The organism is Metabacillus sp. KH_069, from assembly GCF_057838075.1.
On sequence record NZ_CM174460.1, the window covers coordinates 1,260,799 to 1,279,145 of the forward strand.

The following is an 18,347-nucleotide window of genomic DNA, read 5'->3' on the forward strand; positions in this document are numbered from 1 at the left end:
CCTTTAGATAAGAATTGGGCAATTTAAAAGGAATAATCATTGTTTTAGAACAAGGAGACTAGTAATGAGAGCAGCAATTGAAATTGAATTAGGTAAAATAAAAGGTTTGAAATTACAGTATGCAGGAAGAGCCTCTAACCTATTTTGGCTGGGATTTGGAGAAATGGTTCAAATTATTAGAAGTGGCCAAACAGAAGAAACAGCAGAATATGCATTACATATACAATGTTCGTGGAGGATTACATTAGAAAACAAAATTGTTATAGCTTCTCTCGATTTCTATTCTCCAAACTCGAAGTGGGACGACCTTGATGAGGATTTTGAATGGGATATTCAAGGTAACAATCGATTTGATGAGCGGATAAAATCTTTTTTTAACGATAATGAACAATTAATAGTAGAAGAAATTAAAGCAGATGATTTCGGGGGATTCGCGGCCATTTTATCAAATGGTTATAAGTTAGAAACCTTTCCAGACAGTTCAGAAGACGATGAGGATAGTGAGTTTTGGAGGTTCTTTAACCCAAAAGAAAAAAGCCCTCATTTTGTTGTTTCTGGAGAAGGGATTGAAAGAGTTTAATCTTCCACAATCGGGGGCTATTCTTCAAGAAGGAGAATAGCTATGAGTATGTACCAGAACAATTTTTAATTTAGTTTATCAGGTTTATGTCTGACCAAAGATGTCAATTAAGCCTTTCTCAATTTCTGATTTGGTATGGGGAGTTATATTTTGAACATAAAAGTGAATTGTTCCTTCTTTATCAATGATTATTCCTTCAATCCCTAATTGAATCAATCTTTCAGTCTCATATGAAATCCCGTATTTTAAAATGTCATCTTTTCTTAATTCTTTTATAGGATTGGGAATTTGTGAACATGCACTCAGCAAAATGAATATAAACAAAGAAATAATAACCTTTTTCATTCCATACACCTCTAATATTAAGGTGTCAACAATACAAAATCTTATTCAACATTCGGGCGCTATTGTGTAATATCGGTTTTCACCCTTTGACGTTAAGAATATAGCGAGGAGAAAATAATGATTACTGATAAAAAGATTCACCGAGCTTTTGGAGTTTACGGCATTTACACCGACGGCAATAAAATACTAGTAATCAATAAGAAGAGAGGACCTTACATAAATCGTTATGATCTTCCAGGAGGAAGTTTAGAAGACGGTGAAAGTCTGACAGCAGCTTTAAAACGAGAATTTCTTGAAGAGACTGGTATTGAAGTGAAAATAGAAAAGAACTTGGGTATTGCTGATTTTATGTTCCCTTGGGCTTGGAATGAGTGTGAACTTGTCCACCACATTGCAGCTTATTATTTGGTTAAAAAAGTCCGTGGCGATATAAATAATCCTCATCAGTTTGAAAGTGTATTTGATCCGGATGTTGAGGTTTATAATGATTGGAAAATGAAAATGTAAGATATTCAACAAACGAACGCATTTCTCTAATAAGGAATACGTCTCTTTAAGGGAATAACAAAGGATTTGTGGAAACAAACATAAAAAAAATTTGTAGATCAATTAAGGAGATAAAGGTGGTAGTTGAAAGTAATTAGCTCAGAATGGAGGGATTATAATTTTTAATGAATTGTTAGGAATTTCGGATATTGATGAAAACAAAATTAAGATAAACTACAGAGAAGCGGTCAGGGCTATAATTATTCAAAACAATAAAATTCTTATGGTTCATTCAAACATTGGAGACTTTAAATTTCCCGGTGGTGGAGTCGAAAATAATGAAAGTCATGCAGAAGGCCTAATGCGTGAGGTAGCAGAAGAGACAGGCTATCTGAACAGTTTAGTTGGAGACAAAATGGGCGTTGTCATTGAAAGACATATAGATGACTATGATAAGGGAGCTGTCTTTCAAATGACTTCACATTATTATCTCTGTGAATTAACCGGTGAGGTAGTTGCTCAACAATTAGATGATTACGAGTCTGATCAAGAATATACACCTAAATGGGTAAAGCTTGATGATGCAATTAAACAAAACCAAACCATTATAAATCAATCTGAGCAGAACGTATGGATACACCGAGAAAACTTTATTTTAAGGGAACTAAAAAAATTAATGAATTAGTATAAATATGGTGTATCTTCTGCAATCGGGCGCATTTCTCTAATAAGAAATGCGTCTAGTTTAATTTAGGGCCATATAGTTGAAGATGAGCAGACAATATTTAACTAAAGGGAAGAAAAGTATAAAAAGGAATATTCACACATTCGCTGAATATATAGGTACGGACATTAAATAAATCGGGTTTGATATAATGATACCTACCCTAGGAGATGATCGGAGATGGAAACACGGGTGAATCAAATTGAACTGAATGGACTCACTTTTCAATATCGCGAGAGTGGAGAACCTTCTGCCCCACCACTTGTTGCACTTCACGCGCTGGGGACAAGTGCAGAAACATGGGATCAAGTTGCTGCTGTATTAGGAGATAAATACCGAGTTTTAGCTTTAGATCAACGGGGGCACGGTGGCAGTGCGAGAACTAGTAAATACACTTTTGAACTGATGTCCGATGACTTGCTTCATTTTGCGAATGCTATGAATTTGGAACGGTTTACGCTGATTGGTCATTCCATGGGAGGAACAGTATCCTATCTTTTCGCGGAAACATATCCGTCAAGAATAGAAAGGTTAATTGTTGAAGACACTCCTCCTCCTGTTCCAGATAAGACGTTCGAAGTTCCTACCAAACCTTCTGATCCCCTACCGTTTGATTGGCTGGTTGTGCCTTCGATTCTACGGCAACTTAATGAACCCAATCCCGAATGGTGGGAGCGTCTTTCGGACATTATCATGCCGACTCTTATTATAGGCGGTGGGTCCAGCCATATTCCTCAAAACAAATTGCAGGAAGTTTCTGAGCTTATACCGAATTGCGAACTGGTGACGATAGAAGATGCCGGGCACTTTGTGCATGATGCTAGTTTACCAGCCTTCTTAGCTGCCGTAAAAAGTTTTCTTAATTCATGAATTTCCAACACTTTCACTGTTAGCCTAATTCATAACAAACAAACGGGCGCTTATTCAAAACAAGGATAGCGCCTTATTTAATGTTATCAAGTATTGTGTAAAATGTTTAGTTTTGAAATAACTGGTATTAAGCAATTGGGCAGGATTGTTAAATAAGAGATTTTACTTTGTTTCAATAGGAAAAATAAAAATTGTTGTAATGAATTAACTATGTAACTCCTAATGGTATAAAATAAAATGCAAAATGTGAGGCATGAATGATGTACGGAGCTTAGAAAAGTGAAATTGAAAAACGATGAGACGAGGAGCGTGTTTTTGCGTTGACAGCTAATTTTGAACCTATGGAGTTTGAGATGGAAACCGATCGACTGTCACTGAGTATGTGGAGGGAATCAGATGCATCCTGGTATAGGGAACTGGTTGCCGAACGGGGCAGGGATATGCCAACTCTCAGTGCTGCCCGTGAAGATGTCATCATTTTACGTGATCGAGCATTGGAGAGCGGTATCGCTTTACTCACCATTCGTCGTCGAGATGAAGGCGATTATATCGGATACTGCGGATTAATTATTGGTCGTTCTTCGCTGGAAGAGCCGGAGATTGCATACGAGTTGTGCCGAAGAGTACATGGTAATGGCTATGCGACTGAGGCAGCATCCGTGATCCTGGACGCTGCGATTGCTACCGGGCGCCACAGGCTTTGGTCGACTGTAGGAGCTTGGAATGTTGCTTCCTTCCGAGTGCTAGAAAAGATAGGATTTAAGCGGCACCACAGCACGTGGGAAGACGAGCGCGGCGAGATAGTTTGGAACGTACGCGATCTTTAGAGATTTCGACCTGATCCGAAACTATGGAAAAGGGGAAAAGGACTGGTTTATAATCCAAATAGTCACAAACTATAACCAATACGAAGCATTTACTAAAAATGTGGCTGGACATAAAATCTAATGGCACTACTTAGTGCTTATCTTGAATAGGATTTAAGCGAAGTTCTTCAAGAATAGGGCGCTATTCTTCGATAAGACAACATAAATGATATTCAACAATCGGGGGCGATTGCTTAACAAAGTGATCGCCTTTTCTTATTGAGGAATTGGGCAGCATTCCTGTAATGAAGAAAAATGAGGTTTGAACAAAAAAATAACCTCTTGGTATGATATGAGTGTCCTGAAGCTGGCCAGCGAAAAGGACAAAACATATATACCAGGAGGCCTTCAATATGAATTATAACCAAAATGAAAAGATTGCTCAAATTACTTCTCAAACACTAATTGTAGGTGTAGATATTGCGAAGTACAAGCATGTAGCTCGTGCTCAAGACTTTAGAGGCCTAGAGTTTGGTGCACCTTGTCACTTTGAAAATACCAAATCACATTTTGATCTTTTCTTAGGCTGGATAAAATATTTAATGGAACAACACGGCATGGATAAGGTGATTATTGGAATGGAGCCGACAGGTCATTATTGGCTCAACCTCGCTCATTTTCTGAAAGAAGAGGAGATTAAGTTTGTCGTTGTAAATCCTATGCATGTGAAGAAATCTAAAGAATTAGATGATAATTCTCCAACCAAAAATGATGTAAAGGACGCTAAAGTCATTGCACAGCTAGTCAAAGATGGAAGATATGCCGAACCGAATATTCCACAAGGAGTTTATGCAGAACTTCGTGTGGCAAGGAAAATACGCGATCTCTTATTTGTTGACTTACAAGCTGTGCAGGGGCAAATTCATAACTGGTTAGATCGATATTTTCCTGAATTCCTTACAGTGTTTAAGGATTGGGAAGGAAAAGCAGCATTACAATTATTAAAATTAAACGTATTACCACATGAGTTAGAGATAGTCTCGGAACAAGAGATCCTCATTCACCTCAGAAAAGCTGTAAAGCGTGCGGTTGGACTCAGTAAAATTCAAGAACTTAAACGAGTAGCCAAAGACTCTATCGGTATTCGTGAAGGTTCAAGGATGGCTAAATTAGAGCTTCGCACTTTACTAGACAAGTATGAGTTAATAAATGAAAAGTTCGAAGAACTAGAATCTGATATTGATGGACTCCTTGAACGGATACCAGGTGTTCAACAAATGTTGGCCATCACAGGAATCGGCAAGGACACTGTAGCTGGCTTCTTTTCGGAAGTAGGGAATTTAAGTTACTATTCTCATCCTCGACAAATCATCAAGTTAGCTGGGTTGAGTTTAAAGGAGAATACCTCTGGAAAGCACAAAGGACAAACGAAGATTACAAAGAGAGGCAGGAAGACACTAAGGGCTCTCCTCTTCCGAGTAGCAATGCCTTTGGTAGCTAAGAACACTGCTTTTAAAGCTTTACATGAGTATTTTACAACACGTAAAACGAATCCTCTAAAGAAAATGCAGTCTCTTATAGCGATATGTAATAAGCTGATACGAATTCTTTTTACGATTGGTACAAAACAATGTGAATTTAGTGAAGATAGAATGTTGAAAGATATTCCCCATATGGCACCATTACTGAAAGCAGCTTAGGGTTCATTAGTTAATATTCAATAGGTTTTATTTAGGATTATTATTTAGACATTTGAAGCACGGATTAGTCAGTAAAACAATTAAAGTACGGACTTTGATCCTGTCGGGCAGCATCACTGACATCCACCTCATGGAAAGGTTGGACGAAGGAATTTTGGAGCGTAGACTCTGTGAGACATGGGAGGGTTGACCTCCATGAGACATGTGGACATCCACCAGTGCGACCATACTTTTACTAGGTAACCACTTTTTGGATAGGAGTGGTTAGGCAGGTAAGGACTTTTTTTCTCTAACACTCCAAAAATATCCTTATTTTCAACTTAAATCCATAGCTTTGATGTCTAATTAAAAAAAATCTAGATGAAATCTTAAGAAAAAGCTAGAAATCCAGAGTTATTCCTTTCTTTATAGAGGGAGTTTAGTTTAATAAATACATCCTTCATAGTTAATGGCTCCTTTCGTGTGTAGCTCTACACTTGTTTTTTAGTTTATGACTAACGGGCGTAGTATTTACAGAGAAGAAAGCGACTCTTTTTTAATCTGAGCAAGAAAGGGATAATTACATGAGAAATATGTCCCTATTTCGATTTCAACGGAAAAAAGCGATTTGGAAAAAGTCCAAATCGACTTTTTTAATATTATTACTTTTTAGGTTTCTTATTTAATATAAAGCGTAGTTCATTGATATCATCATCAGATAGGGTATCTTCCTGAATGAATTGGACAAGCATGGATTTCAGGGTACCTCCATAGATACGGTTGATAAATGATTCGGTCTCGGCACGCTGGCACTCTTCCTGTGTATAGAGTGGATAAAATGTGTAAACTCTTAGATTTTTATTGACACCTACTACATCTTTTTGAACCAATCGATCGAGAAGAGTGCGTATGGTTTTCGGTTTCCAATCGGTACTCTCCTGTAAGGAAAATATGATGTCATTCGCTGTTTGAGGGGCTTTATCCCAAAGCACGTTCATGATTTCCCATTCTGATTCTGATATATTAGGAATGTTTTTCTCCATATTTCTCCCCTCCATTTTCTTTAAAGATTCCTAAATCTTTTAAAATTGATAAAGTAATTTCTCTTGCCTTGCTTCCAGATGCATCATCTTCATTTTGTAAATTAGTAGCAAAGAAATAAGTATTGTTCTTCGCCTCTACATACCCGATAAACCAACCATTGATGTTTTTTCCATTCACTGCTCCTGTACCTGTTTTTCCTGATAGGCGAGCTTCTTCATTCTTTTCTAAGAGTAGTGCTTCCTTCACAGCTTGGATATTCATTTCCTTATATCCAAATTGATTGTAATAAAAGGCTTGCAGCAGTTGGACTTGCTCGACTGGAGAAATTTTTAATGAGGATTCGAGCCAGAATTCACCAAATTCCCCAGATACATCGGAATTTCCATAGTTTATCTCTTGTAGATTGGATTGTATTGTTTCAAATCCTGTTCTACGATCTAATTCTTGGAAATACCAGTTTACAGATTTTTGTAAAGCAGATGAGACATCCTGATCCATATTCCAAGCTTCATAGGGTTGCTCCTTCCCATCCCATGAAAGGATGGATTCTTCGGGTGATATCACATTTGATTCTAGTGCAAATAAGGCACTATAGATTTTGTATGTGGAATCAGGTGATACCCGCAACGTACTTTTCTCTTCATTATAAATGCGATATTGCTGTGCGTTATGATCATATAAAACAAAGCTTCCTTCATACCCTTTAAAGAATTGATGTAAATCCTCATAAACTACTCCGTCATTATTATAATTGTATCGTTCGTTTTCCGTCGCAAATGCGGAAACGAAAGGTAATTGGATTGTCAAAATGAAACTGGCCAACACATAAATAAAGACGCTTTTTCTAATGGATTTTTTTACGGAATGCTTATAGGTAGAAATGTGTTCAATTCTTTTTTTGATTTGAAGCTTCGAACCTTTTAATTGTGTCACTAACTGTAGCATATTTGACCGTTTTGAAAGATCCAAAAAATTTATTATTGTATTTCCATATTCACTAAATGAATTAACATCTAGTAACTGTAAAACAGATGTATCACATGCGATTTCCCGATCCAATCTCATTTCTCTAAAAGCAAGCCAGACAAGGGGATTAAACCAATAAATGATTTGATAGAACAATATAACGTAATTTGTCAGCAAATCCTTGTTTTTATAGTGGTTCAGTTCATGAAGAAAGATATACTCGTAATTTTTCAAGCTAAGCCAGTTTTCATGCTGAGAAGGTAAGACGATATATGTTTGAAAAAGTCCGAATATCATTGGAGATTGGACTCTTTTCGAAATAACAATCTTTATTGATTTTTTAATCTGTAGTCTTTTCTTGCATTCTTCGAAAAGCACGAGAACTTCTTGATTGGAATACGCAGAAGAATCATTCTTTATCCTTCTAAGTGTGATCAATCCACGAACCATAGTAAAGGTAAATAAAAGCATCCCTGACATCCATAAACCCATCACTCCAATATTAAGTAAGGACAGGTTCAGCCGATTGACCGATACAGAAAAGTCTTGTACTAGGTGCAGGCCCTGCATCATATCTGTTCCAGTTGTTTCTATATTGGAGCTGGGTGCATTAGTCTGATATGTATCCCCACTGCTAAAGAGAGAATTAAAATTATATAAATCAGTAGGTATGAATGGAAGTGCTAAAGCCATAAAAAGAAACATCCACAAATGATAGGACCATTTTGCTGTTAATTGTCTTCCAAACCATTTTCGTATAAGGAGAATAACAGTAACGGAAAATGAAGACACCAATAGACCTATTATAAAATGAGTTAAAAACATGTCCTTCAAAACCACCTCTCTTGATTTTAAAATTTAAAAAAACAGGTAGATAGCATATTTATAGTGGTTTGTTGGTAAAAAAATAAAGAATTGACTTTACTTGATTACATATGTAATACTGTACTACAGATGTAGTAAGACTACAAATGTAATCCATCGAAATTTCTTGCATGAGGCTGTTTTTTCAATTCGTACATAAGAGTCTAATCAAATAATTAGGAGGTCTACATTATGAACAAAAGATAGGGTGCAAGAGTTAAAGATCCGGCTGCTATCCCAGGAGAATACAATAAATATTTTTTAGAAAGAGGTTGAATTTTAATGAAATCATTGAGCAACATTTTTAGTACTTCTACATTCAGAAAAATTGTGCCTGTACTATTTCTTTCATGTGCAACGCTTGTAGGTTGTTCAAACAATAACGTTCATGCTGAATTAACTAAACCCCAAAAACAAGAAACTGCCAATAATCATGATTTTGATAAGCTTGAAGAAAAATTTGATGCTAAACTTGGTGTCTTTGCGTTGGATACTGGTACAAACCAAACAGTAACCTATCATCCAGATGAGCGTTTTGCTTATGCATCTACTCATAAGGCTCTAGCTGTAGGAGCACTTTTACAACAGAAATCAATAGAAGACCTTAATCAAAGAATTACCTATACACGTGAGGATCTTGTTAATTATAATCCGATTACAGAAAAGCATGTTGATACGGGGATGACTCTTAAGGAGCTTTCAGATGCTTCTATTAGATACAGTGACAATACTGCGGCGAACCTCATACTTAAGCAACTGGGGGGACCGACTGGATTTAAGAAAGCACTGGAGGAAATTGGTGATAGTGTTACCAACCCTGAGCGATATGAGCCAGAGTTAAACGAAGTTAATCCAGGTGAAACTCATGATACGAGTACACCAAGAGCACTTTCTACTAGTCTTCAGGCTTTTACATTGGGAGATGCACTCCCAACTGAGAAACGTGAACTTTTAATAGATTGGATGAAAAGAAATACTACTGGAGATGCGTTAATTCGTGCTGGAGTGCCGAAAGGTTGGGAAGTGGCTGATAAGACTGGAGCAGGATCATATGGTACGAGAAATGACATTGCGATCATTTGGCCACCAAAAGGAGATCCTATTGTTCTTGCTGTACTTTCAAGTCGTGATAAAAAAGATGCTGATTATAAAGATGAGCTTATTGCTGAGGCAACAAAAGAAGTAATTAAGGCCCTCAAAGTCAAAAATAAATAGAAAATAATTGTATTAAAAAAGGCTGCGTTAAGTAGCCTTTTTTAGTACATTAATTCCTAAAGCGATTGTTATGGTGAATTCTTCGACTCCCATGAAAGAACGAAAGTCTTTCATTATCTGTGGTGCTATGAAGTGCAGAAGGGTTGGCTAACAGGTCAGTTTCTGGCTTCAACATTAAATTTTTTATGATCACTTTTTAAGATGAAGGTCCCTTTTTTTATTCCTTAAGAAAGGTTGTGTAATAATGTACTTAAACTATAGAGTGCGTTAGTTAAAGATGAATTGTGATTTGAGCAATTTTAGGACTGTGGCCATATTGTAGTTATTCCATTAAAGGTGGAGATTGCTGTACAGTGTGATCGCCTTTTCTTATTGAGGAATTGGTCAGGATTGTGGAAGATAAAAATAATGTAACCTACAAAATTAGGAGAGTTAAGAGATGGATAGTCTTTCGAAGAAAACAGAGATATTGCTTGATGAAGAAATTGATGAACAGGAATTTGTTGACCGAATTTCACGTATTTATCAGAAAGAATGTTACATATATGCGATTATTCCAGAATATGAAAAAGAGCTGCTGAAAGAACTTTCTACAAAATTCATTGCAGTTAAATCCATTCCGTTATCCCGTATTTTCACTTGGGATACAGGACATTTAGGTTATATAAAGGACAGTCAAAAACAATTTTTATATGAATTTTATTTACGGTCAACGACAATGGATTACATCGTTTTTTCCGAAGCAGATGTATCTGAGCATTTACAAACGATAAACAAGAAAAACAAAGATATTTATAAAATATTTGAATTGAATAGGATTCCCCACATAACCATAGGTCACGATGGTCAATGGCTAAATATCATTGAATATAATTAATCTATGTTCCATTATAGGAGGCTTTTCTGGAAAATTATTGAAGTGTATATACTCCAATGGATCTTTAGCAATCGGGCGCAATTCTTCAGTTTAATTGTGCACTTTTTTTATGTGAATGATCATACTTTAGAGGAACAAAGGAATAAAAAGTATACCAGTAGCTATGCTAATTGGTATACTTTTTTAGTGCTATTTAAATTGCCAATAATAAGTTTGCACCCCGCAATCGAACCAGTTAGGGAATACCGGTTTCCTTTTATTTTTTGAATGAAGGATATGTAGTCATCACAGTCTTTTTAACAGGCTAGGAACGGGTATAAGTTTCAGGATCACGTCTTTCGTTGTTGGATAGGCGATTTTTTTTATACTGGACCCATCAGGATCTTCTATTCCCATCCTAATTTCTTCTAAGAAAGCACGTTTCCACTCTTCTTTAGTCATAAGTGTTCATCCACCTTATAATAGATACCTCATTTTATGCAGTCGCTGTTGCTATTATTCATTTTAACTGTCCATGAGAGGGGATGCATCAATTGCTGCATTTCCATAAAAAAACGCCAATTACAAAGGAAATTGGCGTTTTAGAGTGTTGCTTATTACATTTTAGGGTTCGGTCCATATTTATTTGCTCCCGGCTCACTGTCCTGACAAGTGAACACAAGGATGACAATTGCTCCGATAATCGGAATCAGGTTAAGTAACAGCCACCATCCAGTTCTGCCGGTATCATGGAGTCTGCGGGCGCCAACAGCAAGGGAAGGGATGAGAACGATAAGAGAATAAATTCCGGTTAAGATTTGAGACAGATCAGTCATTGATTCTACCACGGTTAAAATAATGCTGATAATCAAGTTGAACAGAAAAAACATCCAATATTCCTTCCGTCTTGCACGTCCTTGAAAAACAGCATAATTCTTTAATACATGTAGGTACCATTGCATGTGTAATTCCTCCTCTCTCATTGTATATATGATGACAACTTATTAAGTATATCACCTTCAGATTCCCATTTTGAACATTATTTTTGAACATAAAAAACATCGAAATCCATTGATTGCATTTCGATGTTTTTAGTTATTTATTCAGGATACTCTCTTCAAGCACCGCTGATTTATCCCCATAGACCTTCGTAATGTGTCCTTCTCCCCAGGCACAGAGCGAATCTAAAATTGTCTGCAGGCTCCAGCCGTATTCACTGAGTTCGTATTCAACTTTGGGAGGAATCTGCTGATGGACGATCCGGTTAATCACGCCATCATCTTCAAGCTCCCGCAATTGCTGAGTGAGCATTTTTTGCGTGATGTTTGGCATCAGGCGCTTCAGTTCGTTTGTGCGCTTTTTGCCGTGAGTCAAGTGGCAGAGAATGACGCATTTCCACTTGCCGCCAATGATCTCAAGCGTTGCTTCAACAGGGATATTGTATTTCTTCTCCATATAAGTCCTCCTAACTGATAGGCACCAAAAAGTGCCTACAGCACTTTAAAGTACGTACTTTTCATTATATCCGATATGTTTCATAATAACATTTGCCGGCTGATCTTTACCATACAATTTATTTTGATAAATATTCAATTTTTTAGGAGGAGAAAAGATGACTTTAGATAAAAAAAGAAGTACACTTGCGCTGCTCGCGTTAGCAGTCAGTGCTTTTGCCATAGGTACAACAGAATTTATCAGCGTTGGCCTGCTGCCGATGATTGCTGAGGATTTAGCTATTCCAGTTACAACTGCAGGATTAACCGTTTCTTTATATGCAGTGGGGGTCATGTTCGGAGCGCCGATTTTGACATCTCTCACATCTAATATGTCCCGCAAAACGTTATTGCTTTGGATTATGATTGTTTTCCTTATCGGAAATAGTCTTTCTGCAGGAGCTACCAGCATTGGGGTATTATTAGCCGGACGTATTATTGCAGCTCTTTCACATGGTGTGTTTATGTCAATCGGTTCAACAATTGCTGCGGATCTTGTGCCTGAGAACCGCCGTGCAAGTGCGATTTCGATCATGTTCACCGGTCTGACTGTCGCAACGGTAACAGGAGTTCCATTTGGAACATTTATCGGCCAGCAATTTGGCTGGAGACTAGCTTTTATTGTCATTATTATTATTGGACTGATTGCTCTTATTGCAAATAGTATTCTTGTACCGTCTGATTTGAAAAAAGGAAACCGTACAACGTTTGGCGATCAGCTTAAGCTTGTAAAAAACGGCCGTCTGCTGCTTGTCTTTATGATTACGGCACTTGGTTACGGCGGAACATTCGTTGTCTTTACGTATCTATCACCGCTGCTTCAAAATGTAACGGGCTTTAAAGAAGGAACAGTAGCTATCATCTTACTTGTTTACGGAATTGCCATCGCCATCGGAAATATGATTGGCGGAAAGCTTTCGAACCAAAATCCGATCAAAGCCTTATTCTATATGTTTATTGTTCAGGCCATTGTACTTTTTGTATTAACCTTTACCGCTCCATTCAAAATTGCAGGTTTACTCACCATTTTATTGATGGGATTATTCGCATTCATGAACGTGCCTGGTTTGCAGGTATACGTCGTGATGCTTGCTGAACGCTTCGTCCCAAGTGCAGTAGATGTAGCATCTGCCATCAATATTGCTGCGTTTAATGCAGGAATTGCAATCGGGGCATTCCTTGGAGGAATCATTACAGACTCAATCGGTCTAATCCATACTGCCTGGATCGGCGGATTCATGGTCCTTGGCGCCGTTATTCTTACGGGATGGAGCCGTGCTTTAGAACGCATGGATCAGAATAGGGATAGTCAACAACTAGCCGGATAACTTTATGAAACTAAAGGAGGAATAGTAGAAAAACGGACGCCATTCACATGCGGTGAATGGCGTCCGTTTTTCATTTTTTCAATTTATATAACATCATTCAATGACGGGTATTGTTCCGAGACGATGAAATCATCTTCCGTTAAAATATAAGGATGTGTTTCGAGCAATATGGTTCTAAGGTGATCCGGCATTCTTTCTCCATCATAGGCACAAATTAATGGAAACGACAGCAGGTTTACCGCTTCATCTACTGTTTTTTCAAGATCTTTTATCAAATGCAGAGGATCTTCCATAGTGGCCCACTCTACATGAGCCCATGACCTGAAAGGGAGTTTATTTTCAACGAATGGAGTAACCGTTTTATTAAAATAATCAAAAATTGCCGGAGGATGATAACTGCCGCTTGAATAATAGAAATCGAAATTGTTTACGAAGTGAACAAACTTCATTTGATCTTTCGTTAAACGGGAGCACAGTTCTTTGTGAATCATGCGGTAAATACGCTCATTTTCAATGAGAATCACATAATCTCCCGTCTCAATGCCATGTTGGGTAAAACTCACAGCCTGTTCTATGTAATTCTTCATGCCATTATAGGCATACAGCACATGAACACTCTTTTTGTCCTCAAACAACTGGTGCATTTTGCTTTTCATGTAATCACACCCCTTTGTTCTATCTCTTTCCTATATTATATGAGATTTTGGTGGAAAAATCTAAATTATAATAGCCGTACCTTGCTTTACTGCAAGTCAGCGCAGGATAAGGACACTTGGCAGTCCGTCATTCCATTTATAAAGGAAATAAAAACGCCATTCACAAGGAATCGCGTTTATTTCATAAAAGAAAACCACTTAAAAAACGGGTTTTTCTTGTCGGTTATTTTGATTTCATTCATCAAAAGTTTGTCTTTTCGTTCAGCAATCCATTGATTTAATTCATGCTTATCCTGGCAGTGGGTCATGTACGTTTCTCCGCCTTTTCCGCTCGCGTTAATGACATATCTGCACGAATTATTTTTCATTTTGTCCCGCCTTTTTTTTCATAATGATCTTTAACTTTCACCTATTATAACAAGTTTAATCAAACCGTCTACCCCTAATTTAAAAATAATTTTGGTTTATTTTTCTGGAAAGCATTTCTTTCTTCTGATATAGACAGATAGTAACAGGATTGAGTGTGAAATTTTAACCAATTGTTAACAAAAATTTACACCTAATTTCCAAATATTGTTGTATATTTATGGAGTATGTCTATTTCATTTCTCTGGGGGATAAGCAAATGTCTATTTTAACGAAGTTCTCGCTGAAAAATCGGGCAGCCATTGTCATTATGGTGTTTTTGGTGACAGTACTCGGCGTATACTCAGGTTCACGCTTGCCGATGGAGCTGCTTCCGAGCGTGGATGCACCTATGATCACGGTCACCACGTTTGGTGAAGGAATGGATGCCGAGACGGTAACCGAAGAGATAACGGAACCACTCGAACGTCAATTGAAAAATGGTACGTATTTAGACAGCATGACTTCATCAACAAGTGAAGGTATCTCCATGATTACGCTGAATTACACATCAGAAGCTGACATGAAAGAAGCTGCTTCTGAGGCTGAAAAGCTGATCAATCAAGTGCAGCTGCCGCAAAACACAGGAAAGCCTGTAGTGTCCCAGCTTAACTTCTCCATGATTCCGCTTGCCCAGGTGGCGCTTGAATCTGAAAATGGGTTTTCAAAAGCCGATGAAGATCGGATTGAAGAAGAAATAAAAACGAAATTTGAAGACATAGATGGTGTATCAAGCGTCACGTTTTACGGAAAGTCCATTTCAGAGCTGTCTGTGAAAATCGATCCCGAAAAAATGAAAGAAAAGAAAGTGTCCGCCGATCAGCTGATGATGGCTCTGCAATCTCAGAATGCATCTGTCCCTGCAGGGGAAATTGCTGTCGATGGAAAAGCAAATGCCATCCGGGTGCTAGGTGAAGTAACAGACGAAACGCAAATTGAAAATGCCATACTCGCACCGGATACGAAAATAAAAGACATTGCGGATGTTTCCATTCGCCAGTTTTATGAAGCAGATGCAAGATTAAATGGAAAAGAAGCACTTGTCTTAGTTATTTTCAAAGAAGCAAGCAAAAATGCCGTTGAAATTGGAAAAGAAGTGGACCGGAAAGCGGAAGAATTACATGCTATTTATAAAGATGACTTTTCGATCCGCACGGTTCAAAATACAGCAGAGGATGTTGAAGGCGCCGTGCTTGGCATGGCAAAGGAAGTGGTCATTGGGGCAATCGCTGCAACGCTCATCATTCTGCTGTTTTTAAGGAACATCCGAACGACCTTGATCGCGGTAGTCAGTATACCGCTTTCGATTTTAATGACCTTGTTTTTACTTGATCAATCCAATATTACGTTAAATATTTTAACCCTTGGAGGTCTAGCGGTTGCGGTCGGACGTTTAGTTGATGACAGCATCGTGGTCATTGAAAATATTTACCGCCGAATACAGACGGAAGGCTTGTCAAAAGAAGTCATTCTGAGCGGGACGAAAGAGGTGTCCACTGCGATTACGTCTTCAACGCTCACGACAATCGCGGTCTTCCTGCCAATTGGCCTTGTAGGAGGTTCGATTGGAGAAATCATGACACCGCTGATTTTATCAGTTGTCTATTCAATTCTTGCATCCTTGCTTGTCGCATTAACGGTAGTACCGCTGTTAAGCTTCGTTCTTTTGAAGAAGGTAAAGCAGAAGGAGCATCAGCCGTCTGCCAAGTATTTATCGATTTTGAAATGGTCGCTCAATCATAAATGGATTGTATTGGTCGCCGCACTGCTCATATTTGTGGGTTCCATATTCACCTTCAATGCAATTCCGCAGGCAAGTGTAAACAGTCAGTCTGAATCGTTCGTCAACGTCTCATTAACGTTTCCGGCAGATTATGATCTAGAAGATGCCAAGGAAAAAGCAGGGGAATTGGAGCAGGAATTATTAAAAGAAGATAAGCTCAAGGATTTGTTTTACCAGATGGGCTCTACAGCAGAAGATGCGAAATACGGGCAGGTGTTATCTGAAAAACAAGCGAATTACTCGGTGATTTTTGATAAAGGAAAAGATGTTGAAGCATTCCTCGACATGCTCAAGGAAAAAAATGAAGAGTATGCCCCTGGGAAAATTGAAGGGTCTCAATTCTCATTTGGAAGCTTTGGCGGAGGAAATGGCATTCAGCTGAATGTGACTGCTTCAAATGAAGAAGACCTTGCAGAAGCAGGAAAGCTTGCAGCAGAAGAACTTGAGAAAATCGAAGGAATTGAAAAAGTAAAAAGCAATTACGAAGACTTGAAAAACGAATGGATTGTCAATGTGGATCAGGAAAAAGCGGGGGCACTTGGCTTAAGTCCCGTACAAATCGGCCAGCAGATCCGCGCCATGCTGAATAAAACGCCGCTTGGCCAAATCAAAGTCGGCGAAGAGCAGCTGCAAGCCGTCATCGAATACGAGGATGCCGACTTCTCCACAACAAAACAAGTACTGAATACTTATGTCACGTCTCCAGTAGCGGGACCTGTCCAACTAAAACAAGTGGCTAAGATTGAAGAACGGGACATCAAAACTCAGGTCTATCATCAGGATGGAAAAGAAACGATTCAAATTTCAGGTGAAATCAGTGCTGAGGACTTAAAAACGGCAGGAATGAAAATCGATCAAATGACAAAAGAAATCGATCTCCCGGAAGGTGCAGCTGTCTCCATCTCGGGCGCAACTGAATCGATGCAGGACGATTTCGCCGACCTCTTTAAAATGATGGGCATCGCCGTATTAGTCGTCTACCTCATCATGGTCATCACCTTCGGCCAGGCAAGAGCGCCATTTGCGATTCTCTTCTCGCTGCCGCTTGCTGCAGTGGGAGGCATACTGGGACTCGTCATCTCGCAGACTCCGGTTGACATCAATGCCTTGCTCGGAGCCTTAATGCTGATCGGAATCGTCGTTACAAACGCGATCGTCCTAATCGAACGTGTCCAGCAAAACCGTGAAAAAGGACTCGACGCTAGAGAAGCTCTGCTGGAAGCAGGATCCACGCGCCTTCGTCCGATTATCATGACAGCCGTAACAACCATCGTAGCCTTAACACCAATGGTTTTCAGCGCTACAGAAGCCGCAAGCATGGTCTCAAGAAGCTTAGCAGTAGTCGTAATTGGGGGCTTAATTGTTTCAACTGCGCTTACACTTGTAGTTGTACCGGTTATGTATGAATTGCTTGCGAAAATGGGGAGAAGACGGAAGAAGAAAAAAGATGTTGCAGAGGATGTTGGGGTATAAGGAGTAATGAACACAGAGGTGCAGCCTTATAAGTGTGCCCTCTGTTTTTTACGAATAGGAGAGGGAAAGCGGTTTTAAGCTGATTGATAACAATATAGAAAACAAAGAACAGCGAATATCTCACTGTTCTTTGTTTTTGCTTTCTGGAAGACAAATTGACCTCAAATGATAGTCCAGGGTTTTCATCATCTTCTCATACGTAAAGACAGATGGATGAAGAAGATGATGCAGGGCTAGTCCGTCTACTAGTGAATGAAGACGGTTTATTTCAGCTTCCATCTCCAGTTCATCCTTTAACATCCCCAGTTTGCCCAGCAGCTGCAGGACCTGTCCCAAACCATCATGCATTTCTTGGTACACATTTTCACTTAAAGGCCGGAGTTTAGTATCGACGAGCGTTTTTACGGAAAAAACCAGCCACACCTCCATTTCAATTCTTCTCTCGTCATCTCCAGGAAGCAGCTCAGAAATCGATTCTTTTACAATATCAAGCGGGTTCCCTTTATAAGTTTTAGCTAAGGCACGCTGCCTCACCCGTTCTGACACAAGTTCCATGGAATAGGAAAGCAGCTCAGACTGTGTGGAAAAGTAGTGTCTTAAAGCTCCAACCGAAAGCCCGGCAGCACTGGCAATTTTCCTTACAGTTGCCTGCTCAATACCTTCCTCGGCAATGATCTTCCAAGTTGATTCAGCAAGCTGGATTTTACGTTTCTCATGATCAATAACTTTTGGCATGTTTTTATTATAACACAGTTGTATTATTTAAAACATTTT

Annotated in this window: 19 protein-coding genes; 10 read left to right on the plus strand and 9 right to left on the minus strand. The window is 38.7% G+C overall.

Features of this window, described 5'->3' with window-relative positions:
* Nucleotides 1-64 precede the first annotated feature (64 nt).
* Nucleotides 65-580, plus strand: coding sequence for a hypothetical protein (locus tag AC3ISE_RS06280; protein WP_489223493.1), 516 nt, complete (start codon nt 65-67; stop codon nt 578-580).
* Nucleotides 581-664: 84 nt separating this feature from the next.
* Here AC3ISE_RS06280 and AC3ISE_RS06285 read toward each other — a convergent pair whose 3' ends face one another.
* Complete coding sequence (locus AC3ISE_RS06285) at nt 665-925, minus strand: hypothetical protein (protein ID WP_489223494.1); 261 nt, start codon at nt 923-925, stop codon at nt 665-667.
* 117 nt (nt 926-1,042) lie between these two features.
* Between AC3ISE_RS06285 and AC3ISE_RS06290 the strand changes: the two genes are divergently transcribed.
* The 5 genes from AC3ISE_RS06290 to AC3ISE_RS06310 all read left to right on the plus strand — a co-directional run bounded on the left by AC3ISE_RS06290 (nt 1,043) and on the right by AC3ISE_RS06310 (nt 5,511).
* On the plus strand, nt 1,043-1,432 hold the full coding sequence (locus AC3ISE_RS06290) for an NUDIX hydrolase (protein ID WP_489223495.1): 390 nt from the start codon (nt 1,043-1,045) through the stop codon (nt 1,430-1,432).
* Between the two features lie 169 nt (nt 1,433-1,601).
* Nucleotides 1,602-2,096 carry an NUDIX hydrolase gene (locus tag AC3ISE_RS06295; protein ID WP_489223496.1) on the plus strand — a complete coding sequence of 165 codons (495 nt, stop codon included), beginning with the start codon at nt 1,602-1,604 and terminating at the stop codon, nt 2,094-2,096.
* Nucleotides 2,097-2,315: 219 nt separating this feature from the next.
* Nucleotides 2,316-3,005, plus strand: a complete 690-nt coding sequence (locus AC3ISE_RS06300) for an alpha/beta fold hydrolase (protein WP_489223497.1) — start codon at nt 2,316-2,318, stop codon at nt 3,003-3,005.
* Nucleotides 3,006-3,325: 320 nt separating this feature from the next.
* A complete protein-coding gene (locus tag AC3ISE_RS06305) occupies nt 3,326-3,832 on the plus strand; it encodes a GNAT family N-acetyltransferase (RefSeq protein ID WP_489223498.1) in 507 nt (168 codons plus the stop codon).
* Nucleotides 3,833-4,224: 392 nt separating this feature from the next.
* Nucleotides 4,225-5,511 (plus strand): IS110 family RNA-guided transposase, encoded by a 1,287-nt coding sequence (locus AC3ISE_RS06310; protein WP_489223499.1) that lies wholly within the window; start codon nt 4,225-4,227, stop codon nt 5,509-5,511.
* Nucleotides 5,512-6,152: 641 nt separating this feature from the next.
* Here the strand turns inward: AC3ISE_RS06310 and blaI are convergent.
* Complete coding sequence (gene blaI / locus AC3ISE_RS06315; RefSeq protein WP_489223500.1) at nt 6,153-6,533, minus strand: penicillinase repressor BlaI; 381 nt, start codon at nt 6,531-6,533, stop codon at nt 6,153-6,155.
* Nucleotides 6,514-8,325: a BlaR1 family beta-lactam sensor/signal transducer gene (locus AC3ISE_RS06320; protein ID WP_489223501.1), complete on the minus strand. Its 1,812-nt coding sequence runs from the start codon at nt 8,323-8,325 to the stop codon at nt 6,514-6,516. The genes blaI and AC3ISE_RS06320 overlap by 20 nt, the downstream gene beginning before the upstream one ends.
* A 321-nt stretch (nt 8,326-8,646) precedes the next feature.
* On the opposite strand from AC3ISE_RS06320, the gene bla reads away from it, so the two are divergent.
* Both bla and AC3ISE_RS06330 read left to right on the plus strand, forming a co-directional pair.
* Nucleotides 8,647-9,579, plus strand: coding sequence for a class A beta-lactamase (bla, locus tag AC3ISE_RS06325; RefSeq protein WP_489223502.1), 933 nt, complete (start codon nt 8,647-8,649; stop codon nt 9,577-9,579).
* Between the two features lie 439 nt (nt 9,580-10,018).
* On the plus strand, nt 10,019-10,456 hold the full coding sequence (locus tag AC3ISE_RS06330) for a hypothetical protein (protein ID WP_489223503.1): 438 nt from the start codon (nt 10,019-10,021) through the stop codon (nt 10,454-10,456).
* Between the two features lie 285 nt (nt 10,457-10,741).
* On the opposite strand, the gene AC3ISE_RS06335 is transcribed toward AC3ISE_RS06330, so the two are convergent.
* From AC3ISE_RS06335 to AC3ISE_RS06345, 3 genes are all read right to left on the minus strand, one after another.
* A complete protein-coding gene (locus AC3ISE_RS06335) occupies nt 10,742-10,897 on the minus strand; it encodes a hypothetical protein (protein WP_489223504.1) in 156 nt (51 codons plus the stop codon).
* Between the two features lie 155 nt (nt 10,898-11,052).
* Nucleotides 11,053-11,397, minus strand: a complete 345-nt coding sequence (locus AC3ISE_RS06340) for a DUF805 domain-containing protein (RefSeq protein ID WP_489223505.1) — start codon at nt 11,395-11,397, stop codon at nt 11,053-11,055.
* 133 nt (nt 11,398-11,530) lie between these two features.
* The gene (locus AC3ISE_RS06345) at nt 11,531-11,890 is read right to left on the minus strand and encodes a winged helix-turn-helix transcriptional regulator (protein ID WP_309190951.1); all 360 of its coding nucleotides are present in this window, start codon (nt 11,888-11,890) and stop codon (nt 11,531-11,533) included.
* A 157-nt stretch (nt 11,891-12,047) separates the two neighbouring features.
* On the opposite strand from AC3ISE_RS06345, the gene AC3ISE_RS06350 reads away from it, so the two are divergent.
* Nucleotides 12,048-13,256 (plus strand): MFS transporter, encoded by a 1,209-nt coding sequence (locus AC3ISE_RS06350; protein ID WP_489223506.1) that lies wholly within the window; start codon nt 12,048-12,050, stop codon nt 13,254-13,256.
* Nucleotides 13,257-13,339: 83 nt separating this feature from the next.
* Here AC3ISE_RS06350 and AC3ISE_RS06355 read toward each other — a convergent pair whose 3' ends face one another.
* Entirely contained in the window at nt 13,340-13,912 is a 573-nt protein-coding gene (locus AC3ISE_RS06355) for an MEDS domain-containing protein (protein WP_489223507.1), read from the minus strand.
* A 176-nt stretch (nt 13,913-14,088) separates the two neighbouring features.
* Nucleotides 14,089-14,280 carry a hypothetical protein gene (locus tag AC3ISE_RS06360; RefSeq protein ID WP_070876888.1) on the minus strand — a complete coding sequence of 64 codons (192 nt, stop codon included), beginning with the start codon at nt 14,278-14,280 and terminating at the stop codon, nt 14,089-14,091.
* A gap of 257 nt (nt 14,281-14,537) precedes the next feature.
* Between AC3ISE_RS06360 and AC3ISE_RS06365 the strand changes: the two genes are divergently transcribed.
* A complete protein-coding gene (locus AC3ISE_RS06365; protein WP_489223508.1) occupies nt 14,538-17,573 on the plus strand; it encodes an efflux RND transporter permease subunit in 3,036 nt (1,011 codons plus the stop codon).
* 120 nt (nt 17,574-17,693) lie between these two features.
* Here the strand turns inward: AC3ISE_RS06365 and AC3ISE_RS06370 are convergent, their stop codons facing one another.
* Nucleotides 17,694-18,308, minus strand: coding sequence for a TetR/AcrR family transcriptional regulator (locus AC3ISE_RS06370; RefSeq protein ID WP_489223509.1), 615 nt, complete (start codon nt 18,306-18,308; stop codon nt 17,694-17,696).
* Nucleotides 18,309-18,347: the final 39 nt, after the last annotated feature.